At 38.5% G+C, this 24,684-nt stretch carries 25 protein-coding genes and 1 riboswitch; of the genes, 11 read left to right on the top strand and 14 right to left on the bottom strand.

All coding sequences use genetic code 11. The features are described from left to right. Positions 1 to 9 precede the first annotated feature (9 nt). From ung to moeA, 12 genes are all read right to left on the bottom strand, one after another. Positions 10 to 699, bottom strand: a complete 690-nt coding sequence (gene ung / locus H4J69_RS05295) for a uracil-DNA glycosylase (RefSeq protein ID WP_182213218.1) — start codon at positions 697 to 699, stop codon at positions 10 to 12. 66 nt (positions 700 to 765) lie between these two features. After that, entirely contained in the window at positions 766 to 2,061 is a 1,296-nt protein-coding gene (gene thrC, locus H4J69_RS05300; protein WP_070374836.1) for a threonine synthase, read from the bottom strand. A gap of 39 nt (positions 2,062 to 2,100) precedes the next feature. Further along, positions 2,101 to 3,048 carry a homoserine kinase gene (gene thrB, locus H4J69_RS05305; RefSeq protein ID WP_182213220.1) on the bottom strand — a complete coding sequence of 316 codons (948 nt, stop codon included), beginning with the start codon at positions 3,046 to 3,048 and terminating at the stop codon, positions 2,101 to 2,103. After that, a complete protein-coding gene (gene thrA, locus H4J69_RS05310) occupies positions 3,048 to 5,504 on the bottom strand; it encodes a bifunctional aspartate kinase/homoserine dehydrogenase I (protein WP_182213221.1) in 2,457 nt (818 codons plus the stop codon). The genes thrB and thrA overlap by 1 nt, the downstream gene beginning before the upstream one ends. 323 nt (positions 5,505 to 5,827) lie before the next feature. Then, the gene (locus H4J69_RS05315; protein ID WP_182213223.1) at positions 5,828 to 6,775 is read right to left on the bottom strand and encodes a sensor domain-containing diguanylate cyclase; all 948 of its coding nucleotides are present in this window, start codon (positions 6,773 to 6,775) and stop codon (positions 5,828 to 5,830) included. Next, positions 6,776 to 7,384, bottom strand: coding sequence for a chemotaxis protein (locus H4J69_RS05320; RefSeq protein WP_182213225.1), 609 nt, complete (start codon positions 7,382 to 7,384; stop codon positions 6,776 to 6,778). Beyond that, the gene (locus H4J69_RS05325) at positions 7,381 to 7,746 is read right to left on the bottom strand and encodes a response regulator (RefSeq protein ID WP_070374832.1); all 366 of its coding nucleotides are present in this window, start codon (positions 7,744 to 7,746) and stop codon (positions 7,381 to 7,383) included. Before H4J69_RS05325 ends, H4J69_RS05320 begins: the two co-directional genes overlap by 4 nt. Before the next feature lie 526 nt (positions 7,747 to 8,272). Then, complete coding sequence (locus H4J69_RS05330; protein WP_182213227.1) at positions 8,273 to 8,986, bottom strand: M48 family metallopeptidase; 714 nt, start codon at positions 8,984 to 8,986, stop codon at positions 8,273 to 8,275. Between the two features lie 55 nt (positions 8,987 to 9,041). Beyond that, the gene (locus tag H4J69_RS05335) at positions 9,042 to 9,407 is read right to left on the bottom strand and encodes a YebG family protein (RefSeq protein ID WP_070374830.1); all 366 of its coding nucleotides are present in this window, start codon (positions 9,405 to 9,407) and stop codon (positions 9,042 to 9,044) included. A gap of 176 nt (positions 9,408 to 9,583) precedes the next feature. Beyond that, positions 9,584 to 10,999, bottom strand: a complete 1,416-nt coding sequence (gene dbpA, locus H4J69_RS05340; protein WP_182213229.1) for an ATP-dependent RNA helicase DbpA — start codon at positions 10,997 to 10,999, stop codon at positions 9,584 to 9,586. 21 nt (positions 11,000 to 11,020) lie between these two features. Next, complete coding sequence (locus H4J69_RS05345) at positions 11,021 to 11,719, bottom strand: alpha/beta fold hydrolase (RefSeq protein WP_182213231.1); 699 nt, start codon at positions 11,717 to 11,719, stop codon at positions 11,021 to 11,023. A gap of 35 nt (positions 11,720 to 11,754) precedes the next feature. Continuing rightward, positions 11,755 to 12,990: a molybdopterin molybdotransferase MoeA gene (gene moeA, locus H4J69_RS05350; RefSeq protein WP_182213233.1), complete on the bottom strand. Its 1,236-nt coding sequence runs from the start codon at positions 12,988 to 12,990 to the stop codon at positions 11,755 to 11,757. Positions 12,991 to 13,219: 229 nt separating this feature from the next. Beyond that, positions 13,220 to 13,370: riboswitch (molybdenum cofactor riboswitch) on the top strand. Between moeA and moaA the strand changes: the two genes are divergently transcribed. From moaA to H4J69_RS05400, 10 genes are all read left to right on the top strand, one after another. Then, positions 13,357 to 14,328, top strand: a complete 972-nt coding sequence (moaA, locus tag H4J69_RS05355) for a GTP 3',8-cyclase MoaA (protein ID WP_182213234.1) — start codon at positions 13,357 to 13,359, stop codon at positions 14,326 to 14,328. Its footprint overlaps the riboswitch before it by 14 nt. A gap of 1 nt (position 14,329) precedes the next feature. After that, entirely contained in the window at positions 14,330 to 14,983 is a 654-nt protein-coding gene (locus tag H4J69_RS05360) for a molybdenum cofactor guanylyltransferase (RefSeq protein ID WP_182213236.1), read from the top strand. Positions 14,984 to 15,040: 57 nt separating this feature from the next. Next, a complete protein-coding gene (moaB, locus tag H4J69_RS05365; protein WP_182213237.1) occupies positions 15,041 to 15,583 on the top strand; it encodes a molybdenum cofactor biosynthesis protein B in 543 nt (180 codons plus the stop codon). After that, a complete protein-coding gene (moaC, locus tag H4J69_RS05370; RefSeq protein ID WP_182213239.1) occupies positions 15,583 to 16,122 on the top strand; it encodes a cyclic pyranopterin monophosphate synthase MoaC in 540 nt (179 codons plus the stop codon). Before moaB ends, moaC begins: the two co-directional genes overlap by 1 nt. A 3-nt stretch (positions 16,123 to 16,125) precedes the next feature. Beyond that, on the top strand, positions 16,126 to 16,374 hold the full coding sequence (gene moaD / locus H4J69_RS05375) for a molybdopterin converting factor subunit 1 (protein WP_182213240.1): 249 nt from the start codon (positions 16,126 to 16,128) through the stop codon (positions 16,372 to 16,374). A gap of 10 nt (positions 16,375 to 16,384) precedes the next feature. Beyond that, positions 16,385 to 16,861: a molybdopterin synthase catalytic subunit MoaE gene (gene moaE, locus H4J69_RS05380; RefSeq protein WP_070374822.1), complete on the top strand. Its 477-nt coding sequence runs from the start codon at positions 16,385 to 16,387 to the stop codon at positions 16,859 to 16,861. 11 nt (positions 16,862 to 16,872) lie between these two features. Further along, a complete protein-coding gene (modA, locus tag H4J69_RS05385; RefSeq protein WP_259364643.1) occupies positions 16,873 to 17,670 on the top strand; it encodes a molybdate ABC transporter substrate-binding protein in 798 nt (265 codons plus the stop codon). Continuing rightward, a complete protein-coding gene (gene modB / locus H4J69_RS05390) occupies positions 17,663 to 18,364 on the top strand; it encodes a molybdate ABC transporter permease subunit (protein ID WP_070374821.1) in 702 nt (233 codons plus the stop codon). Before modA ends, modB begins: the two co-directional genes overlap by 8 nt. Beyond that, on the top strand, positions 18,364 to 19,452 hold the full coding sequence (gene modC, locus H4J69_RS05395; RefSeq protein WP_182244161.1) for a molybdenum ABC transporter ATP-binding protein: 1,089 nt from the start codon (positions 18,364 to 18,366) through the stop codon (positions 19,450 to 19,452). The genes modB and modC overlap by 1 nt, the downstream gene beginning before the upstream one ends. Positions 19,453 to 19,476: 24 nt before the next feature. Next, complete coding sequence (locus H4J69_RS05400; RefSeq protein WP_182221162.1) at positions 19,477 to 20,226, top strand: HesA/MoeB/ThiF family protein; 750 nt, start codon at positions 19,477 to 19,479, stop codon at positions 20,224 to 20,226. A 71-nt stretch (positions 20,227 to 20,297) separates the two neighbouring features. Here H4J69_RS05400 and H4J69_RS05405 read toward each other — a convergent pair whose 3' ends face one another. Then, positions 20,298 to 22,118, bottom strand: a complete 1,821-nt coding sequence (locus tag H4J69_RS05405) for a DUF885 family protein (RefSeq protein ID WP_182244160.1) — start codon at positions 22,116 to 22,118, stop codon at positions 20,298 to 20,300. Between the two features lie 298 nt (positions 22,119 to 22,416). Between H4J69_RS05405 and H4J69_RS05410 the strand changes: the two genes are divergently transcribed. Further along, a complete protein-coding gene (locus H4J69_RS05410; RefSeq protein ID WP_182244159.1) occupies positions 22,417 to 23,988 on the top strand; it encodes an aminotransferase class V-fold PLP-dependent enzyme in 1,572 nt (523 codons plus the stop codon). Positions 23,989 to 24,022: 34 nt separating this feature from the next. On the opposite strand, the gene H4J69_RS05415 is transcribed toward H4J69_RS05410, so the two are convergent. Further along, positions 24,023 to 24,628: a GNAT family N-acetyltransferase gene (locus H4J69_RS05415; protein ID WP_083277934.1), complete on the bottom strand. Its 606-nt coding sequence runs from the start codon at positions 24,626 to 24,628 to the stop codon at positions 24,023 to 24,025. Positions 24,629 to 24,684 lie beyond the last annotated feature (56 nt).

Here is a 24,684-nt window from a genome sequence, read left to right on the forward strand (position 1 = left end):
TAGTTAACCTTATGCTTGTTCAGGCAACTGCCAGTTTATCGGAGTCATATTTTTTGATTGTAACCATTGGTTGGTTTTTGAGAAATGCTGACAGCCAAAAAAACCGCGATATGCCGATAAAGGTGAAGGATGTGGCCCGTTTAATACAAAATGCTTTTCGGTATTAATGTTTTTTCCTTTCTTTTGCGCATGAGCTCCCCAAAGTAAGAATACACAACCGCTACTTTCTTGATTAATGTGCTTTATTACTGCATCAGTAAATGTTTCCCAACCTAACTTAGCATGAGAATGAGCCTGTGCTTGTTTGACGGTTAAAACCGTATTCAGTAATAGCACCCCTTGCTCTGCCCACTGCGTTAAGCAACCGTGGCTTGGCTTATTAAAGTCAGCAAACTCATTAACAAGCTCTTTATAAATATTGACTAATGAAGGTGGGACGTTAATGCCGGGTTGCACAGAAAAAGCGAGTCCATGAGCTTGATCTTCACCGTGGTAGGGATCTTGCCCTAAAATAACCACTTTAGTGTCTTTAATATCTTGATAACAAAAAGCATTAAAAATATCGTTTTGCGCAGGAAAGATAACTTCGCCCTTTGCTCGTTGTTGAGAAATTACTTGGTTTAGTTCGATGAAATATGGCTTGGCTTGTTCTTGATTAATAAGTTGTTGCCATTGCGGCTTAATATTTTGATTTATCATGAGGTATAAAAATGGCCGTTAATCTAAATTAACGACCATTATAAACGTGTTTTTAACTGAACGAAATTAGTGATCGTTTAATAATAAATAATCACGTAAGTCGCTAAAGTTAGCGGCCATATCTTTTGATAAAATGGTTTCGCTGGCGCAGTCAGCAAGCTCTTTTGGTAGACCGATTGGTTGTCCTAAAATACTTTCAACCACCTCTTTGAATTTTGCTGGGTGTGCGGTGCCTAAAAACACACCAAATTCACCTTCATCTGCATTGTACTGTAACGCTTTATAGGCAACGGCTGCATGTGGTTCACTGATGTAACCCAGCTTGGCTAACTGTAAAACAGTTGACTGTGTTTGTTCTTCATCAATTGAAACTGAACTAATACAATCGCTAGGAACTATGCCAGACTTTAGCATATGTTCAACGCGAGGCCAGTTGTTAGGATCGCTAACATCCATAGCATTTGAAATTGTCGCTACAGTAGCATTAGGCGTCCACTCACCTGTTTTTAGGTAACGAGGCACAGTATCGTTGGCATTTGTTGCCGCAATAAATCTTTTTATCGGTAAACCGAGTGCTTTAGCAAATAAACCAGCGGTTAAGTTACCAAAGTTACCACTGGGAATCGATACCACAACATCGTTTAATTCGCTTTTACACTTTTGACGAGATAACTGTGCAAACCCTTCAAAGTAGTAACATACCTGAGCTAATAAGCGGCTGATATTTATTGAGTTAGCTGAATTTAAACCTATAGTAGTAGCTAGCTCTCTATCATCGAATGACTTTTTAACTAACGCCTGACAATCATCAAAACTCCCGTCAATAGCGAGTGTTTCAATATTGCCGCCTAAGGTCGTAAACATTTTTTCTTGTAGCAGGCTGATTTTTCCTTTCGGATATAAGATCACCACACGAATATTTTCAATGTTATGAAAAGCATGAGCAACCGCCGCGCCTGTGTCACCTGAGGTCGCCGTTAATATAGTGATCTTTTTATCTTTGCTAAAAACTTGCAAACATTTAGCCATAAAACGCGCGCCAAAATCTTTAAAGGCGAGTGTTGGACCATGAAAAAGCTCTAATATAGCTCTGTCTTTATTGATGGGTTGAATTTGTGCTGGAAAGTTAAAAGCACTGGTCACAATCTCAGTTAATTGCGCTTTAGTTAAATCACCTTCTACAAACGGGTAGAGGACATGTACACTTCTTTCAACTAAAGGCATAGCGAGTAATTCATCGATATTATCTAACACTGGGATTGTTTCAGGAAAAAAGAGTCCCTGATTTTTTCCTAGTCCTTGCTTAACCGCACCAGCAAAACTGACTTGTTCATCGTTTTCTTTTAAATTATAAAATTTCACAACATATTCCTAATAAATTTGGTATTTTTAATAAAGTGATTAAGCGGGCAATCTCTCAGCACCCGTTAAGTCAACCTGACAGACATGAACAAAACCTGAGTCTGTTTGTAAATAATTTTTTTGTAACCAAAGCGCGCTATCTTGGGCTTTTTCAAGCGAATCACAGACACAAAATAAGGTAGGCCCTGATCCTGAAATGCCTACAGCTAAATGACCTTGAGCGCTTAAATAGTCTTTAGCTTCGATAAATTTTGGTAACAAGTGCTGACGATAAGGCTCTGCAAGTACATCTTTGAGTACTGAAAATGCTTGTTGTTTATCATTACGGTGGCAAGCATCAACAAAAGTTGCTAAATTTTGTCCGAAAGTAATGGCGTCAGCACGACTGTATTGCTTGGGTAAAACATCGCGCGCAGCTTTCGTTGAGACATTAATACCTGGGTAAGCCATTACGTAGTAGCAATGATCAAATAGGGGCAAACTCTGGCTAATAAGCTGTTTGTCTGGCACCATTAATTGCAAACCACCTAAATAACATGGTGCGACATTGTCGTAATGCAAACTGCCACTTATTTTTGCCTCCATTTGACCCATCATAAATAACAGTGTTTTTTCATCAAAATATTGCTGATAGAATTCATTGAGTGCGACCAGAGCTGCGACTACAGAACAAGCACTTGAGCCCAAACCACTGCCAACCGGCATCTTTTTATCTAGTGTTAGTTGTACTTTTTTAACCGCTTGTTGCGCTTTTTCAAGTGCTAGGTTGTATAGCTCTAGACAATGCCAAACAATATTGTCTGTGGCCTTACCCGGTAGTTTATTGGCAAATTCACCAATCACAATCAGCTTATTCTCTGTGGCTGACTCTATAGTAACTACATCACCTAATAAAGTACCATCAATGGGCTTAACCGCTAGACCTAAAACATCAAAGCCAACGTTTAGGTTGCCTATTGATGCGGGAGCAAAAACAGATATAGTCATTAGTGCTGTTGCTCCCATGCTAATGTTCTTAATAGATCACCAAACACACCGGCGGCGGTAACCGCAGCACCTGCGCCATAACCGCGTAATACAAACGGTAGTGGTTGGTAATAACGGCTATGTATTGCTAACGCATTTTCACCATCTTTAACACTATAAAGTGGATGATCATTGGCAACAGCTTCAATGGCAACTTTACATTTTCCATCAACTATATTGCCGATATAACGTAAAACTTTACCTTCAGCTTTTGCGACTTTTACTCGTTGAGAAAATTCATCATCTATTTTCGCTAAGTTCTTCATAAATTCACTGACATCACCACTCGCATCAAAGTTTGCAGGTAACACTGACTCTATAGAGATATCTGATAACTCAAGCGGTATTCCTGCTTCACGCGCCATGATTAACAATTTACGCGCTACGTCCATACCGCTTAAATCGTCACGAGGGTCAGGCTCGGTAAAGCCATTTTCTTTGGCGATAGCGGTGGCTTGAGAAACGGTCATACCTTCTTCTAGTTTTCCAAACATATAGGAAAGTGAACCAGACAATATCCCTTCAAAACGTACTAATTCATCACCCGCTTTTAGCAAGCTTTGTAAGGTATCAATTACGGGTAAGCCAGCACCAACTGTTGTTTCATATAAGAAGCGACGGTTAGACTTCTGTGCTGCACTGCGCAACGCTTGATAGTATTGCCAAGAGTCAGTATTGGCTTTTTTATTTGGCGTTACAATATTAAAACCCTCTTCAAGGTACTCTACATAGCTCATCGCTAAAGATTCACTAGATGTTGAGTCGACTAATACCGGATTAATCAGATGATTCTCGCGGACAAAAGCCTTGATGTTTTCAACATTTACTGGAACAGCGTCACTTTTCATTTCTGCTTGCCAGTTATCTAAATCAATACCTTCAGTATTAAAAACCATACCTTTACTGTTAGCAATACCATACACCTTTAAAGAAATGTTTTGCTTTTTAAGCTTAGGTTGTTGACGAGCAATTTGCGCAAGAAGCTCGCTACCAACGACGCCGCAGCCAACAAGGAATACATCAATAGTGGGTTTGTGGGTGAAGAAATTTTGATGACTGACTTTCATTGCATCAGTACATTTACGTTTTTCTACCACAACAGAAATACTACGCTCTGACGAATCTTGGGCAATAGCGATGACATTGACACGCGCTTGGGCTAATGAACTGAAAAACTTAGCTGCAACTCCTTGTTGATGATGCATACCGTCACCAACTAAAGAAATAATCGATAATTCATGTTGTAACTTCAACGGTTCAAGTAAACCATTGAGTAACTCTAGTTCGAACTCTTGTTGTAAGCTTAGTTCGGCTAATTCAGCATCACTGGTGTGAATACAAAAACTGATACAGTATTCGCTGGAAGACTGGCTAATTAAGACTAAAGAAATTTTTTCTTGACTCATAGTGGCAAATACACGACTGGCCATGCCAACCATGCCTTTCATACCCGGTCCTGATACATTGACCATGGTTAAATCATCAAGATTAGATATCGCTTTAACTTTTTTGGTTTGATCATCCTCGTTAGATATTAAGGTTCCTGGCGCAGCAGGATTACCGGTGTTTTTAATCAAACAAGGAATATGAAATTGAGCAATGGGGCCAATCGTTTTTGGGTGTAGCACGCTAGCACCAAAATATGAAAGCTCCATCGCTTCTTGATACGATAAGTAATCAAGTAATTTTGCTTCCTTTATTAGACGAGGATCTGCGTTAAACACACCATCAACATCCGTCCATATTTCACAACACTCAGCTTGAGCACAAACCGCGAGAACAGCGGCAGAGTAATCAGAACCATTGCGGCCAAGCGTCGTTACTTGCCCTTGTTTGTTAACACCGATGAAACCCGGCATTAAGGCAACTTTATTGAGATTGTTGTAATGGTTTTCGAAGTTTTCTTTTGATAAGACTAAATCAGCGACTGCATTAAGAGACGCATCGTTGGTGATTAAAAATTTTTCTGGTTCAATAACAGACGTTTTAATACTTTGTGCGTTCAACACAGATTCGAGCAAGGCAACACTTAAACGCTCACCTATGCTGATAATTATAGCGCGGATATGATCCGGGCAATAAGACAACATAGTCGCACCCTGTAGATAACGTGAAAGCTTATGCTCCCAGTTTATAAGGACTTGCTCTGCATGTAATGGGCTGAATTTTGGTAAACTGGCACCAAGATCATCAATAATGGTTATAATAGCTTTTCTGAAGTGTTCTAAATCATTCTGTAATTTTATTTCATCACTAATATTCTCTGCCATAGCCACTAAATGGTTGGTTACGCCTTGTGGGGCGGAAACAACGACGGCAACGGCAGAATCGTTACTTTTGTCAGCTATAATTTTGGCAACTTGCACAAAACGTTCTGCTGACCCTAGAGATGAACCGCCAAACTTTAATACACGCATTTTACTTCCTTTTTATTGTAAATTCTTTGCGAGCCAAAGAACTTGCAATGATTAAAACCTTAAAACAAAAAAAAGCCCGGAACCTAAGGGGTCACGGGCTTTTATTTATGTGTTTTTTACACGTCAGCCGATGACAACCATCCCATTGAGGGTGGTAGTGATAATAATAATGGTAATACGACGGACAAATGTTTTCATGGTTATAAAATGCCTGAGCAGTGTTTTACTGTCAATAGTTATTTATGAATAAAAAGTTATATTTTATTCATAAATAAGCAGTAAGAGGGTTTTATTTGGATAATAAAGCGAATATATTCAGTTTTTTAGGCTGGAATAGTCTCTTTTGCAGCGCAAACTATGTTTCTTCCAGAAGCCTTAGCGTCATATAAGGCAAGGTCTGTGCGGGATATTAAGTCTTCATAACGGGTGTCTGCTTCGGTGATGACTGCAACACCAACACTGGCGGTAACATTTATTTCGACTTCTTGAAAGTTAATGATATTTTTGCTGATCGCAACACGGATCCGCTCAGCAACATCTAAAGCGCCAACAAGATCGGTATTAGGCAGAATAATTGCAAACTCTTCACCGCCATAGCGACCGAATAAGTCACCTAAGCGCAGTAGTTCACTGATCACTTTAGCGGTTTCTATTAGTACTATGTCGCCACCTAAATGTCCGTAAGTATCATTAAGTAATTTGAAATGATCTAAATCGAACATAATAAGCGCTAAACCATGCTGATAACGACGTGCGCGCGAAAATTCTTTTTCGAGACACTCTTCCCAATGCTTGCGGTTAAAGACTTGTGTTAAGCCATCGATACGATTGGCCTGTGCAAGCTCTTCAAGTGTTTTGTTTAGCTTACTTTGGTAATGGCATACATCGGTAACATCTTCGATAAGAATACAAACGTGTTCGTTAGCCTCTTTATTTTCAAGCGGCAAAAAGGTACAGTTTTGAGCCATAAAGTGACTGTCTGTCGTCATAGGGCGGGTATGAGGCAATTCAAAAAGGTGATGTCTTTGTTCCCATGAGCAAAAAGACTGGGTTTTTAGTTGAAAGACACTTTCAATTTTTCTTTTGAACCACTTTTCTGGCAGCTCGGGAAAGACAATAAAAATATCTTGTCCGATAACATTTTCAGGCTTTTTGTTAGCATGAATTTGTAAATACCGATTCCAAAATACGATATTGTATTGACTATCTATGATGAGAATACCGGTATTTAATTTGTTGGCAATATCAGGACAAATATCATCAGCAAGCATTTAGAACTCTTCCAAAATTCTGTCAATAACTGTTTTTATATTAATAATTGCTGACTCAGGAATAAACAAAACCATATCGCAATTAAATGAATAGTCAGTAACTTGATAAGTTATTTTAACTTTTAAAGCTAAGTCCCAATTAAATGATTGTTGGGCAAGATGATCGGATATTGCACTTTGTGAACCCGCTAATAAACGCGGCGCACTGTAAGACATTTGATTATCTATTTGTTTAGCAAAAACATTTAAGAAGGTGGTGGTTAAAATAGAGCTTAAGTCGATAATTTGTTCTTCAACAGATAATTCATCAGGCTCATAGCCCAGTAAATCTGCAAGTCGATCAGAATCTTTTGGCTTGTACATAAGCAGTGCTTCACCGCGAATGCCTTCGTAACCAAAGAAGCCTTGACTTACTACCGCAGCAGAATTTTCATCACTGTTTAACGAGTTAAGCAGGCTTAGCGTACTGACTTGTTCAATACTAGGTACTTTTAAATAAACAAAGGTATTTAAGTATCGGGCAAGTTGGTCACTTGCTTGACCCATAGCAACATTAATTATTTCTTGTAAACAATCTTGCTGATCTTCATTTAAGTTGAGGTTGCTCATAAAAAACCATGATTTCTTAGGTTAGTGTTAAGGACTTCTAATTCAACTGGTTTACGTAAAAAAGCTTTGGCACCGAGTTCAAGTACTTTACTTTGCATTTCTGGTTGTATATCGGCTGATATAACAAAAATTGCCGGTGTAATGTTTTCATCTTTTAGGGTTTGGAGTACACCTAAGCCATCTAGAACAGGCATGGTGAGGTCTAGAAATAGAATGTCAAATACTTGACTGCGTAAAAGTTCAACAGCTTCTTGACCATTTTTTGCTAATTGTGCATTAGCTGATAGTTGCTCTGGTAAGCTACGTAAAACTTGTTTACGGGCCATATTAGAGTCATCACAAACAAGAACTGAAAAGCTCATGTAATGGGTAATCCTTTATTTTTTTTATTTTATGGCGTTAATCTACCTTAAATAAGCGGTACTGTTAATTAATAAAGTACAAAATGCTGATTTTTTATGCTTTTAATGACGATCTCTCTAATAATTGCACAATATAACAACAAGCTAATAATAATACGGTCAAAAATTAGTGATAATTTTGCCGTGATACTTTTATTTTTTTACCTAATTAGAAGGTGATTATTAGGTTAATTAACACGATAGACATTATTGTCGAAAGGGTATAAATCGCAATAGCTTTCCAGCTGTATGTTTTGAATTTCATCATTTATCTCTTCATCTATTGATTATAACAATGGCTAATAAATTGTCATATCCTGTGAATTTAAATTAGTATTCAAATACTAAGCGATATTCGTGCCACAATATAATGTAAGTTGAAGAAATTGTTGATAATTTTATTAGTCTAATACTGAATTGATTTTATCTTCTTTATAAAAAGATTTATTTGTTCGCTCATTTATCCCCTACGAGGATATTATGACCATTAAAGAGTCGGCCATTGTAATTGGTTTTGGTGGGATTTTAACCACGTTTTAGCTGAAGCGTAGTTAGGGTAGTTAAGCGCAACTAATTGCCAAAACTTAGTTGAATGATTCATGTGCCTAAGATGACAAAGCTCGTGAACTATTACATAATCGATAATCCATTTAGGCGTCATGGCTAATAAAGAACTGAAACTCAGTTCACTTCTACTATTACAGCTGCCCCATCTAGACTTATATAATCTGACTTTAAACGATTTGGGTAAAACACCAATTTTTTCCGCATAATGAGATAAGTTTTCATCAATATAAGCATAAGTTTGCTGCTTTAACCAAGCTTCAAGTTGTTGCTTTACATATTTATCTTGGTTCTTTATATCATCAGCTACTTTGATTTTTAATTTACTAGCGAGAGTCGCTATGATGATATCTTGATGAAGCGTTATTTCTGGAAATAGACCATAATGAATATCAAGTGTTTTAAGTTCGCCATTAATAAGCAATTGGCTATCTTTTTGATAATGATTATTTTGAGTGGCAGGTTGTGCGTTTTGCTCGGCAATTTTTCTGTGCAGCCAAAGGCTTTTTGATTTAACAATGTTCGCTATATCATCTTCAGAAACATATTTTGGCGCACGGATTATAATTTTTCCGTGCTTAACTTGTAAGCCAACCGTTTTTCTTTTAACGCTACGAATGAGCTGATATGACAACATAATTCAATATTATCTAGTGTTAAGTAAAGATAAATTCAAACCAGTACAGCGCACTTTATTTACTTGTGCTCGCTTTAGCCTTACGTGGCGCTTTTACTTTTGCTGTTGCTTCAATTTCTGGCGACGAGTCAGTGCTATTTACTGTTTCAACTGGTGCTGTAACGTTCTTTTTAGCAGCAGTCTCTGGCTTAGCTTTCTTAGCTTGCAAAGCAACAAGCACATCTTCACGATTCTTAGCTAGATAAATACAGAGTTCTTCACGCACTTTTTCATCAATATTAAAGCTGCTGGCTTCAAACATCTCGGCTAAGCTGTCAGCCATATCAAGCATTTTGTCATACTCGTCTGCTGCTTTTTTATCCATGAATGTTTCTACCTCCACACCTTGTCTAATGACGACAAATCGACTTTCAACTGCCATTTTTTTTCCCTTATAGGATCAATATTACGCTTGATGGTTTTATCATATACGATTTAAAACCGCTTATACAATCAAAATTAACTGTACAAAACAACAGTATCATACGAGGTTTTCATTAAAATACAATCATTTTATAAAACCTCGTTATTGATAAATACTGTTTTAACCGATAGTAACTATAGTAATCTTACTCTAAATTTACGACCTTTTAACTTGCCATCACTAAGTTTTTTAAAGGCTTGTTTGGCAAACTTTCGACTTACAGCTACATAAGCCCAGTTATCTGATAATTGAATTTTTCCCACTTCGCTAGCTGAAATAGTTTTATCGCCAGTTAGAGCGCCAAGGATATCGCCCGCACGTACTTTTTGCTTTTTACCGCCATCTATTTGTATTGTTGCCATTTTCGGAGAATACACCGAGGCGTTTAATACACTAGCGTCTGGCAGTAATTCGCCTTCGATAGTTCGGTCAAGGTAATCTTCTAATAAACCTATTTTGTAGCTTTCTTTTTCACTGAAAAAAGAACAAGCAATACCTGTGCTACCCGCTCGGCCTGTGCGGCCAATACGGTGTACATGAATTTCGCTATCACGAGCGATATGATAATTAAATACTGCATCTAGCGCATCAATGTCTAAACCACGCGCGGCAACATCGGTGGCGACTAAAATTGAAATACTTTTATTGGCAAAGCGAACTAATACTTCGGTACGATCTCTTTGCTCTAAATCGCCATGTAAATCTTGAACATTAAAACCGTAATTACGTAGTTCATTGACAACAATTTGTACGTCTTTTTTGGTGTTACAAAAAACGATGCTTGATTCAGGTTGATGCTTTAATAACAATAAACGGATACCGTCGATACGCTCGCTGTCATTCTCTACCTTATAAAAATGCTGTGATATGGTGCTTTCTTCGTGATTCCCCTCAACGGTTACCTTGGTCGGTGATTGCATTATTTTTTTAGCAATATCGGCAATTTCTGCCGGGTAAGTTGCACTAAATAATAAGGTTTGTCGTTGTTGAGGAATTTGGCTAATAATAAAGTCAACGGAGGCTTGGAAGCCCATTTCTAGCATACGGTCGGCTTCATCGAGCACTAGCATATTCACATCGTCTAATTTCAATGTGCCTTTACCTAAATGATCTTCAATTCTTCCTGGCGTGCCAACAATGATATGAGCGCCATGCTCTAAAGAACCGACTTGCGGGCCAAAAGGCATACCGCCACAAAGGGTCAATATTTTTATGTTATGGATGGCACGGGCCAATTTACGAATTTCTTTCGCTACTTGGTCGGCTAATTCACGTGTTGGACAAAGGATCAGTGTTTGAATACGAAAACGTTTTACGTCTAGTTTTTCTAAAACACCTAGGCCAAAGGCAGCGGTTTTACCAGAGCCTGTTTTACCTTGGGCAATAACGTCACCACCGGCAATAATAGTTGGCAAGCTTTGGGCTTGAATGTCGGTCATCTGTTGATAACCCATAGACTCTAAATTTTGAATTAACTCAGGTTTGAGTTGTAAGGTGGAAAAACTAAGCTGGCTCAACGGGAATTCCTTGGCATAAAAATAATACGTCATTTTACCTTGTTTAAATGCTTATTACTCGATAAAAAAACGAATCATATTGCCAGCACACTTTTCTGGTTGTTCAAGCGGTAACATATGGCCGGTGTCGGCAAGTGTTATTAAAGAAATCAGCGGCGATTGCGTTAAAATAGCGGTAATGCGCGTTAACTTAACCAGCGAGTCATTATCACCAATTAAGAACTGAATGGGGATGGCAAGCGTAGGAAGTTTTACTAATAAATTCTCGCGTTGGGTGGTCACTGTTAATTGATGGATAAGTGTTTCCTTACCCAACTCAATATCCATTGCTCGAATACAGTTAATGATGCCTTGATTGTTGTGTTTGCTTGCATGCAGCAGTGCAGTTATACGTTTGCTGGTGATGCCTGAGTAACCATGCAATTTAACATAAGCAATCGTGCGGCTGCGCTCTTTTAATTGAGCAGGTGGCAACAAATAAGACATATTAGAAATAAGCAGTAGTTTGTTAATTTTATTAGGATATTTCAGCGCAAAAGCCGACGCGATATATCCCCCTAAAGAAAAACCCGCTAAATTTATTCTTCCTACTGGGAATTTTTGTTCAAGCGCAGTGACTATTTTATCAATACTATTTTCCACGGGGATGGCAATGTGGATAAGCTCCACATTTTCAGGTAAGTAAGTGATGCAAGCCTGCCACAGACGTTGATCGCACATGGTACCCGGTAGGCAATATATTTTAATCGTCATATTGTGTGTTCATAACAAGCTAAAAATAGATAACGCTACTGAATAACATCATCAAATAGTTGCACGTTAACCATTTCATTAGCGGGAACGTTGCCTTGGTTTGCCGGTAAAACAATATAACAGTTGGCCGTCGACATGCTGGTTAAAATTCCTGAGCCTTGACTACCTGTACTGGTAACTATCATCTCGCCTTGGTGATTGGTTGACAATATCGCCCGTTGAAAGTCCATGCGTCCGGCGCGCTTATTTAATTGGGTGGCTGTTTTTACTTTTAATAGCGGTAACTTTTTAGCTTGGGCATGCTGTAATTTTAACAACGCGGGTACTGCCAATTGATGTGCGGTGACCAAGGCTGAAACAGGGTTGCCGGGTAAGCCAAAAAAGTAACTATTAGGTAATTTTCCAAAAGCAAAAGGCTTACCGGGTTTCATGGCTATTTTCCAAAAACCAATTTCGCCTAATTGTTCAAGTATCAACTTAGTATAATCGGCGTCACCTACAGAAACACCTCCTGAGGAAATTACAACATCGGCTTGCTGATCGGCTTGTTCAAATGCAGTGCGTATTGCTTGTTCATCGTCAGCGATAATACCAAAATTAATCACCGTAACATTCAGTTTAGTCAACATCGCAATTAATGCATGGCTATTACTTTCATAAATATCACCGTCATTAAGGACTTCGCCCGGAGATTTTAATTCATCGCCGGTTGCTAATACAGCAACAGTAATTTTACGATAGACTTCTACTATTGGTACACCTAAAGATGCCAGTACACCAATATCTATCGCCGAAAGTTTTTTACCTCGGCTAAAAACGGGTTGGTCTATTGCGATATCTTCACCGGTAAAGCGAATGTTATCGTTAAATTCTCGGTTTTCTAGGAATGTAATGCCGGTATCTTTTGCTTGGCAGTTCTCTTGCATTTCAACGGTATCACAACAACTTGGTAATTTTGCACCTGTCATTATACGAATACATTCACCGATTTTACATTCACCTTGAAAAGGCGCGCCAGCCATTGACCGGCCAATCATAGTTAATGTATCGGTCGTTTGTAAACTTGCCCATTTAAAGGCATAACCGTCCATAGCTGAATTATGATGAGGAGGAACATTTAATGGGCTCGAAATGTTGCGAGCTAGCACACGATTTAAACCTAATGCTAAAGAAACCGACTCAGTTTTATCGATCGGCGTAATCGCCGACAACATTTTTTCCATCGCTTGTTCGAAAGGTAATAATCCAGGAGCAGAACAACAATCAACCATAAGTAACTCTTCTTTTATATTTATTTTTACACGGCAAATTAGCACCGCCTGCTTGTTATTCCCATTCGCGTCTATTGCAATTTACTTAACGGCATAGGAATACGTTATTATGACGTAAATTTACTCATCAATAATACGTGTAAAGTGATGACTTTTTGATGCAAATCAAAATTACTTATCGTCTAGCCGTATTTTAATAGTGAAATAGTTTACTATACTTGTATTCATTAAATGAATTATTCGCCGAGCTTTTCTAGCTAAATCTTTTTTTAGAATGCTATTTAAGCCGTGGTTAATAGTAATTTTGCTATAACCACCAGGGTTAACAGGGAAACTTGTTAGCCTCCCTACATTTGGAAAGGTGAGATGTTAACAGACAACTTCGGTCGCAAGTTTTATTACTTGCGCCTCTCTATTACTGACGTTTGCAACTTCCGTTGCACCTATTGCTTGCCTGATGGTTATTCATGCGACCATGATCGTGATTTTCTCTCCTTTGATGAAATTAAGCGTGTTGCCAACGCTTTTGCTCAAATGGGTACAGAGAAAATCCGTATTACCGGTGGCGAACCTTCATTGCGTAAAGACTTACCTGAAATTATTGCTGCTTGTAAGCAAACGCCCGGTATTAAAAAAGTCGCGATAACCACTAATGGTTATAAATTACCTGAACATCTGCAAGGCTGGCTAGATGCTGGAATTGACGCGATTAATATCAGTATTGATAGTCTTGACCCGCGCATGTTCCATTCAATCACCGGTCATAATAAGTTACCCCATATTTTAAAAGGTATAGATATGGCGTTGGCAGATGGTCGTGCAACAATTAAAATTAATACCGTATTAATGCGCGAATACAATGGTCACGACATTAAAACCTTTCTTGATTGGCTGAAAGTGACTCCGGTGACTTTGCGCTTTATTGAATTAATGCAAACGGGTGATAACCAAGAATTTTTTGATGCACAACATGTACAAGGTGCACGTATTAAGCAAAATTTAATATTAGATGGTTGGTTACCTGTAGTTAACGATAAAGCAGCAGGCCCAGCACAAGAGTTTTATCATCCTGATTATCAAGGTAAAATCGGTTTAATTATGCCGTACAGTAAAGACTTTTGTAATACTTGTAATCGTTTGCGGGTCAGTTCATTAGGTAAATTACATTTATGCTTATTTACCGAAGAAGGTTTACCGTTAAAAGAGTATTTACAGCAAGATGATATTGAGCCATTGAAAGCACAGATTCGCGCGATGATGACCGATAAAAAAGCCACACATTTTCTGCAAGATAAACTCACCGGTGCCACCAAAAACCTTGCGATGTTGGGTGGCTAAGATGAATGCAGCTTTGTTTAATCAAGGATGTTTAGGCGTAGTGCTAGCGGGTGGGAAATCTTCTCGTATGGGTAGCAATAAAGCTTTGTTAATGCGTAATAAGACTGCAGTAAATGGCAAAGAAAATATGCTCAGTTTTAGTAAGAACTTGCTGAAAAATATTGGTATAAATAACATTGTCGTCAGTGGAAACATTGATGGGGCTGATGTTAACAGCGAAAATTTTGTTACTGACCAATTTGCAGAACTTGGCCCAATGGGGGGTATTTACAGTGTTATTAAAAAATACCAACCTAAATCATTATTGATATTACCGGTTGATTTACCTTTAATGACCAAGGAAACACTTGCGCAGTTAAAAATAAAAGGTGAGTTAGCTCAAAAAGCCTGCTTTTTTTCTGATCATTTTTTACCACTTTATTTACCTAACAATGCTTTTGTTGAGCAATTCTTTACCACGCATTTTCTCCAGTATTTGCAAGGTAATAAAGGTGGGTTAAGCGAAAAAAATAACCCTAAGAAAAATGGTCCGTCTATTCGTTCGATGTTTGCACAAGTGCCACATCAAGTTTTAGCTGTAAAGTCACCACAGTGTTTATTTAATACCAATACACCGCAAGAATGGCAACAAGCGCAGCAACGCTTTTCTGTGTGAATTTTTGCGTTTTTTATTTAACAATCAACAGAAAACTAATAAAATTTAGGAAAAATCATGAGCTCTTTACATAGCGGTAACGCTTTTATTCCCTTATCAATTGCGGTATTAACTGTTTCTGATACCCGTGATGAATCAAATGACACATCAGGGCAAGTACTTGTTGAACGCTTAACTGAAGCGGGTCATAAACTTGCCGATAAAGTGATTGTTAAAGATGATGTTTATCAACTACGCGCCATTGTTTCAAAATGGATTGCTGACGATAATGTCCAAGCGATAATTTCGACCGGCGGCACCGGATTTACTGCTCGTGATAATACTCCTGAAGCCTTAGTACCTTTATTTGATAAAAATGTCGAAGGTTTTGGTGAAGTTTTCCGGGCTATTTCGCTTGATGAAATTGGCACGTCGACAATTCAGTCGCGAGCGTTTGGCGGCATTGCTAATAGCACAGTTATTTTATGTGTGCCGGGCTCAACTAATGCCTGTCGTACTGCTTGGGATAAACTCATTAGAGAGCAACTTGATGCGAGCCATCGCCCTTGTAATTTTGTACCTCATTTAAAAATGGCAGAAGTTTGTGAGACGCGCGACTAATGACTACTTTAGCAAATAATAACCATGTTAACGCCTTAAGCCATGTCAACAAACGTGGTGAAGCAAATATGGTTGATGTTACCGATAAAGCGCTGACGTCACGGTCTGCGACGGCCGAAGGTTATATCCAAATGTCGGCACATACCTTGTCGTTAATTACCCAAGGTGATAATAAAAAGGGTGATGTATTTTCTGTCGCTCGCATTGCAGGTATTCAAGCAGCAAAAAAGTGCAGTGATTTAATTCCTCTTTGTCATCCGTTGATGTTAACTAAAGTAAATGTTGATTTCACCATTGATGAAGAACGTAGCCAAGTGCATGTGACAAGTTTATGTAAACTAACCGGACAAACGGGTGTCGAAATGGAAGCCTTAACAGCGGTTGCTGTTGCGTGTTTAACATTATTTGATATGTGTAAAGCCGCTGACCCTTTAATGGAAATTCACGGTATTCGTGTAATGACTAAGGAAGGGGGTAAATCAGGCTCTTGGCAAGCAAAAGCAGAGCAAGCTTTAGAAGATTCAAAGAATAAAGGATAAGCTATGATCAAAGTAATATTTTTTGCCGCGTTGCGAGAACAGCTCGGCTCTGCGGGTACTGAAATAAGTGCTGACCTTGCTACTACCGTCGCTGAAGTTAAAGTGGCGTTAGGTGAAAAAAATAATGATTGGCAACATTACCTCACCAATAATTCATTACTTTGTGCGGTTAATCATCAAATGGTTAATAATGATTTTTTGGTGAAAGCAGGAGACGAAGTGGCTTTCTTTCCACCCGTCACCGGAGGATAAAATAGTTAATATGGCGAGTCTCAATAATAAGTACCCAGAGATCAGTATTCAAACCGAAGACTTTGATCACGGTGTTGAAGTTAATCTGTTAGAGAATGATAATGTTGAAGATGGTGCCGTTGTTACCTTTAGCGGTCGAGTGCGCAATAATAACTTGGGTTTGAAAGTTAAAGGATTATTCCTTGAGCACTACCCTGATATGACTGAAAAGCTATTAGCTGAAATCATTGATACGGCAAAAAAACGCTGGGATATTGGCCGTGTAAAAGTCATTCACCGAATCGGCCAGTTAGCCATAGGTGAACAAATTGTTTTTGTTGGTGTAACTAGTAAACATCGTCAAGATGCATTTGCTGCTAATGAATTTATTATGGATTTTTTAAAAGTGGCCGCGCCATTTTGGAAAAAAGAACTCACTGAACTTGGTGAAACCTGGTTAGCAGCGAAAGCCAGTGATAAAGAAAAAGCACAGGCGTGGAGTAAATAGCTTTGGCATTAATGCTGGCGAGTATATCTACTCGTTTTTTATTGATAGCGCTACTTATGTTACCGATAACTTTAGTTGCGGCTAAAGACACGGCAAGTGAGAATGAAGCACCCTTGCGCATTGCCGTTGCTTCGAATTTTGCACCGACATTAAAACAGTTACTAGCTCGCTTTAATTCAAATCAAAAACAATTTTTATCACCAATTCTTATCGCGGCATCCAGTGGTACTTTATTTCTACAAATTGAACATGGCGCTACTTTTGATGTGTTTTTATCTGCTGACAGTGAACGACCACAATTATTATCAACAAGCGGCTTAGCGGTGAGTGGAAGTCTGCAAACCTATGCTTTTGGGCAGCTAGCTCTCTGGTCTGCAAAGGGTAATATTGACAGCGATCTCTTGGTAGCCCTTAATAATAATAAACATCGCCTTGCCATTGCTAACCCCAGGATTGCGCCCTACGGTAAGGCTGCTAAGCAAGTATTAGAAAATTTACAACGTTGGGATGATTATAAAGACCGATTAATTCAAGGAATTAATATTGGTCAAACGTTTCAGCAAACACGTTCGCAAGCGGTAAACTTAGGCATTGTCAGTAATAGTCAATTAGTGCTCAATAATTTTAAGGGAGTATTGATCCCCTCACATTTACATCAACCAATAAAACAGCAATTAGTTATTTTAAAGCACAGTAAAAAAATAGCTCAAGCCGAACGTTTTGTTACCTTGTTGATGAGTAAGCAAGCTCAACAGTTTATTACTGAATCAGGTTATGCATCGTCGAATGAGATCAATGCCAATGAGTAATACCCACCCAGATATGCTGGCGCTGATCACTACATTAAAAATGGCGGGCTTAACCACGGTTATTTTAATGTTAATTGGCACGCCACTCGCTTGGTATCTCGCTAAAATGCAAAGCCGTTCGAAAGTTTTTATTGAAGCATTAGTGGCTTTACCTTTAGTGCTACCACCGACAGTACTGGGATTTTATTTATTATTGTTGTTTTCTCCACAATACCTTCCAGGACAAATTTGGCAACAGGCAACCGGTCAACAACTAGCGTTTAGCTTCTCTGCTATTGTTATTGGCTCTGTTTTATACTCTTTACCCTTTGTTGTGCAACCATTACAAAAGGCATTTGAGCAATTGGGCGATGACTTATTAGAAGCAGCAGCTATGCTTGGTGCTAGCGCTTTCGATCGATTTTTTACTGTTGTTATGCCGATGACTAAAGCCAGTTTTATTACCGCAGCCAGTTTAGGCTTTGCTCATACGGTTGGTGAATTTGGTGTGGTCTTAATGATTGGTGGTAATATTCCAGGTGAAACCCGTGTGCTGTCAATTGCCTTGTTCGATCATGTTGAAGCGTTCGATTATGCACAAGCACACCTTATTTCAATAAGTTTAGTTATCTCATCGCTTGTTCTATTATCTTTAATTTATTTACTGAATCGGCCTGCTAAAAATAAACGAGTTAAATCAAAGAGGTTTAATTAATGGCTGAGCTAGCACTAAATTTCACCGTTGAGCATGACGAGTTTTCATTAACAATTGATGACAAAATATCTTTAACCGGTATCACGGGGATTTTTGGTCATTCTGGCTCTGGAAAATCAACCTTATTGAAAGTGATCGCCGGATTAGAACAACAAGCACATGGCAAGGTATTACTTGATGATGAATACTTATTTAATAGCGAGGCAAAAACGTTTGTTGCGCCACATCAACGTCGCATAGGTTTAGTTTTTCAAAATAGTCGCTTGTTTCCTCATTTAAATGTCGAAGAAAACCTACGTTTTGGGCAAAAACGACATAAGAATTGTCGGTTAAGTTTTGCAGAAATAGTTGAACTCACCCAGCTTGAAAGCTTGCTCGATAAAGCGGTTACTCAACTCTCTGGGGGCGAGCAACAGCGTGTTGCATTAGCGCGTGCGATATTAGCTGAGCCAAGATTGTTATTACTTGATGAGCCCTTGAGTGCACTTGACGATAAAAATAAAATTATCTTGTTAGCTTTACTCGACAGGGTCAAGAGACAGCTTGATTTACCAATGTTATATGTCAGCCATTCTTTAGATGAGCTTCAACAACTAGCCGATAAGCTATTGGTTATTTCTTCAGGAAAAGTGAGTCATCATGGTGATATTCACCACGTTATTCATCAACTAACCACCAATAACGAAATATTGCATCAAACCAGCTTATCATTGATGGTGAAAGAGCATTTACCCGAATACGGCTTAACAAGTTTACGTTTAGGCGAGCAACAAATATTTATTGCTTGTGACAGTCCATCAGACAAAAAGAAAAAAGTGCGCTGCATTATTGCCGCTAGTGATATTAGCATTACTTTACATGAACCTATCGAAAGCTCTATTGTTAATCACTTACATGGCGAAATAACAGCAATTAGTCATATCATATCGTCTGATGGCGCTAATGCTCAAATGCTAATAACGGTTAATTGCTCAGCACAACCCTTTTTTGTCACCATTACGACTTGGTCGGCTAAGCGCTTATCGTTAATGCTGGGTCAAAGTATATTTATTCAATTTAAAGCGAATGCAGTACGTTCACTGCGTTAACTTTCTTTAGGAACTATTTAGCTGATGTTATCTCAACACGAACAACTACGTTACAGCCGTCAAATTATGCTCAATAAAATAGGTGAGCAAGGGCAGTTAGCCCTGCGTGAAGCCAAAGTACTAATCGTTGGTGTTGGTGGGCTAGGTAATCCGGCCAGTTTATATTTAGCGGCCGCCGGAGTAGGAACTTTATTTATTGCCGACGGTGATAAGGTTGAGATGACCAATTTACAGCGACAGATATTATTCACTGAAAATGATATCGGTAATAATAAAGCTGATGTTGGTGCTGAGAAATTGCAACAGCATAACAGTGACATTACTATTGAAGTCGTTGATGAGATGCTTGATGAAGAATTAGCAAACTATTACATTGAACAGGTCGATGTGGTCCTTGATTGCACCGACAATATCACCACACGTTATTTATTAAATAAAATCTGTGTTGAGCAAAAAACACCATTAATCGTTGGGGCGGCTACGGGGTTTGACGGTCAGCAATTAGTCATTGATCCTCGAAATCCAGCAAGTGCTTGCTATCAGTGCTTATTTCCTGAAAGTGAAAAAGCGCCGACCCAAAATTGTCAAACCCTTGGTATTGTCGGTCCGGTATTAGCGATTATAGCCGGTATGCAATCGTTACAGGCCATTAAATTATTAACAGGCAACACCATACATATTAATCAGTTAAATCTCTTTGATGGTTTATCAAATCAATGGCAACAATTTACCCTAAATAAACAGGACGATTGTCCGGTTTGTCGAACGAGCTAGATAATTCATGCTCATTAACGACACTGAGTTAAATGAACTAACTCAGTGTCGCTTCATATGGCTATGAGTGTCTACTCACTTGCGATGCTTTTTTTCTTATCTTCTGCTGCGATTGTTAGTAACGTTGTGGCAATATAGGCGTTAATTTGGTCTTCAAGTACGTTTAGAGGGACGGAACCATTTTTCAAAATTTGATGATGAAATTCGCGAACATCAAAATTTTGTCCCAATTCAGCTGCTGTTTTTTTACGGAGATTTCTGATGGTTATCTCACCAATTTTGTAAGATAACGCTTGTCCAGGCCATGATATATAACGATCAATTTCTGTTTTCACATTGTGTGATGAAAGTGCGGTGTTATCGGTCATAAAGTTTATGGCACGCGCTCTTGACCAGTCCATAACATGCATGCCGGTATCAACAACAAGACGGGCTGCCCGCCACATTTCATAGGTCAGGCGACCAAAATTACTATAGTGGTCTTGGTATATGCCGGCTTCAATACCTAACCATTCAGCATACAAGCCCCAACCTTCACCAAAAGCTGAAATATAGGCATTTCTTCGGTATGAAGGTAGGTTATCTAATTCGCCATTTAATGATATTTGCAGATGATGCCCAGGGACACCCTCATGTAAGGTTAAAGCGGGTAATACATAAAGGGGACGTTTATCTAACGCGTAGGTATTAACCCAATAATAACCGGGCTGAGTATCATTTTGCGCACGAATGTAGCGCCCAGTAGTATACTTAGGTGCGATGCTGTCTGGTACTGGTGCAACGCCATAAGGTGTGCGGGGTAAATGCTTAAAGAGTGCGGGTAATTTAGCATCCATTTGTTTGGCAATATACGCAGCTTCTTTAAGTAACGCTAACGGCGTTTTTGCATAAAACTGTTCATCAGTTCGTAAGAAATCGGTGAACTCAGAAAAAGTCCCTTTAAAACCAGTTTTTACAATGATCTCAGCCATTTCTTGACGAATACGTTTTACTTCACTCAAACCTAAGGTATGAATTTGCTCAGGTGTCATATTTGTTGTGGTGTAGTGTTTAACTCTATTGCGATAAAATTCATTACCGTTAGCTGTCGCCGAAACGCCAATAGTTTTACGGGCATTTGGAAAATACTCTTTGGTAAAGAATTGATAGTAGTGCTGATAAGCAGGAATAACTTTAGTTTTTAATAGCGCAATAAGCTGGCTTTTTTTATCAGAAAGCACGTCAGGAGAAATTAAATTTGACGCTGTGCTAAAAGGCTTAAGAAATTCAGAATTTTCAGCATGCTTAGGAATAAAGGCAAGTATTGACTGTTCATAGCCGATTAATACCGCTTGAGGTTGAGTGATCCCTGTCGATAATCCCTGCTGCATCCAATAAATGTTTTGATCAAAATATAGCGGAAGCGCCGATAATTTATTCAAATAGAAGTCGATATCTTTTTCTTTATTAAATGCTGTATTGTTGATGAAAAAACTTAAATTTGAGTGAAAGCCTGATTCAGCATTGAATGGCATGTAATGAGCTTTAAAATAATACTCAGCAATACTATTATCAAGTTGGGCTTTAATAATTGCATAATTAATTTTATTATCGTCTGACAGTGACGTTTGATTTATCTTTTCAAATGCTGCCGCGATAGTGAGACGTTGTTGGTATTTTTTTTCCAACATTTCTGGTGATAAATCAGGCCAATAGCTTTCTTCGTTTAGTGCTGCACTTTTTTGATAAATACCTTTACTGGCACGATGATCTAACAGGGCTTTAACCGTACTATCAAATTTTTCGTTAGCGGTGGTCTGTGGCGAGTTTTTGCTATTCATGGTGAGTTGACAAGCGCTAAGTGAAACAAGAATAGCGGGCACGACCAGAAACTTACACAAAGAAAAATTCATATTTTATTAAATTCCTACGGTTATAAACAGCTAATAAAGTAACGTAATTTTATCCAAGTAAATAGTATTGTACGACGAATTGTTCTTCTTATCCGATCAAGCACCTGACAAGTACAGCATTTGCGCGAAACTGAGTTTTCGTTATCTTAACGAAAAGCAGTTGAGTTTAGAGTATTTTTCTATAAATTGCTTTTATATGAATTAATTTTGCGTATTGGTTGTTTTAGTTGGTTTTTTATTGCTCATTAGTGCGGTTTTGCTAGAATTATTTATCGAAACAACGTACGAGCCGTCAATCATGTCACTTGAAAATCACTTTCTTCCTTTTAGAAATAATATCATTGGTCAATCATTAAGCCATGAAATCAATGGTAAGCAATTAGATATTGTTTACGCTGATTGGACTGCAAGTGGTCGACTTTATGCGCCAATTGAACATTATATCAGCCATACCTTAGGGCCTTTTGTCGCTAATACCCATACCGAAACTAATTTAACCGGGTGTGCGATGACGAATGCATATCATGATGCGCAAAAAATAATAAAACGCCATGTAAATGCCTGCGATAATGACGTATTAATCACGGCAGAAGCAGGAATGACCGGTGTTATTAATAAGTTTCAACGTATTCTAGGTCTACGTATTCCTGAGCGTATGCAAGAGCAAGTGAAGTTTGATGACTGTGATAAACCCGTTGTTTTCATTACCCATATGGAACACCATTCAAACCAAACTACTTGGTATGAGTGTGATATCACGTTAGAGATTATTGACCCTGACAGCCATGGTTTACCATCGCTTGAACATCTACAATTATTGTTAGAAAAGTACCAAGCTAGAAAAGTAAAAATAGGCTCGTTTTCTGCTTGTTCCAATGTCACTGGCATTAAAACCCCTTATCACTTGTTAGCAGAAAAAATGCACGAACACGGCGGCTTATGTTTTGTTGATTTTGCTTGTTCAGCTCCTTATGTTGATATTGATATGCATCCAACAAACTCCAAGCAAAGTTTAGACGCCATTTATTTCTCTCCTCATAAATTTCTTGGTGGGCCTGGCAGTTCGGGAGTGCTTATCTTCAATAAAATGCTCTATAAAAACAGAGTACCCGATCACCCCGGAGGTGGAACAGTCACTTGGACCAACCCATGGGGAGAGCACAGCTTTTTCAATAATATTGAAATGCGTGAAGATGGCGGAACTCCTGGATTTTTACAGTGTATTCGTACTGCCTTAGCGATAAAAGTAAAGAACGCTATGGGCGTTAACAACATTACCGCCCGTGAAAAAGAAATTACTGATTATGTAATGACTGAATTAGCCAAAAATGACAACGTAGTGATGCTAGAAAAGAATGTTAAAGACCGTTTAGCTATTGTTTCTTTTTACATACCTAATGTTCATTATAATTTAGTGGTACGATTGCTCAACGATAAGTTTGGTGTTCAAACGCGTGGTGGTTGTTCATGTGCGGGCACTTATGGTCATATATTATTGAATGTTGATCATGATACGTCTAACAAAATCACTGAAAAAATTAATAGGGGTGATTATGCTGAAAAACCTGGTTGGATACGTGCGTCATTTCATCCTACGACCTCTGATAAAGAAGTCAGGTATATTGTTGAAGCGATTAATCAAGTCACTGAAAATATTGTTGAATGGGCGAAAGAATACCGTTTTAACCCTGCTACAGGAGACTTTGAACATAAAAATTCTGCGGTTGAATATCCAAGTCTCAATGACTTTAATGCCTTAGTGCTACCCGATGTTGCAAGGATAGACACTCAATGTCAGAGGGATCTAGTACAAAATCACGTGGCTGAAATTAAAACACCAGCTTCATTATTTAAGAAAATATTTGGCTAGTTACTGAATGTCATCCGAATGAGTGGTGTAATGATTATTTTTCAAAGTGAATGATCATTTCCGCAGCCACACAATGACATTCGTCTGGGCATTCTGGGCATTCATAGCCTTGCTTACTGAGTTCATTCCAGCGTTCTGGATGTTCTTTAATTAACACGCCACCACATTTAGTGAAATATTTTACTGCGCTATTACCGGGGCTTTGTTTCCATAAATGACTAACACCCGCATTTGCACCTTGTTTAATTGCTGCTTGTGTTGATAATTTGAGTAGCTGACTGCCAACACCGTAACCACGATAATTCTCATCAACGGTATTACATTTGAAATAACAAACTTTTTCGCTGGGTTGTTGCCATAATTCAGGGCTGCACCAAGCGTCAATTTCCCATTGATTAATGGCGTAAGTTAAGCGAAAACCTATCAATACGTTATCTAGATAAGCGACAAAGTTTGCATTGATTTCGCTACTATCAGCTATTTTTAATATACCTTTTCTATACCAGACGCCCATGTTTGAGTCGTCAATATAACCAGCACCATGAACAGCTGTGCCTAAGGCAATTATTGCTGAAAAATCGCTGGGTAACATTTCACGATATAAGACTTGAGACTTTACTGAATTAAACTGTTTTTTCATTTTTTATATTTGTTTAAATAAAGTGATTTTTAGAAAATTGATCTTAGCAAATTTCC

Origin of the sequence: Colwellia sp. BRX10-9, from assembly GCF_014077405.1 — a bacterium.
Taxonomy (GTDB): domain Bacteria; phylum Pseudomonadota; class Gammaproteobacteria; order Enterobacterales; family Alteromonadaceae; genus Colwellia_A.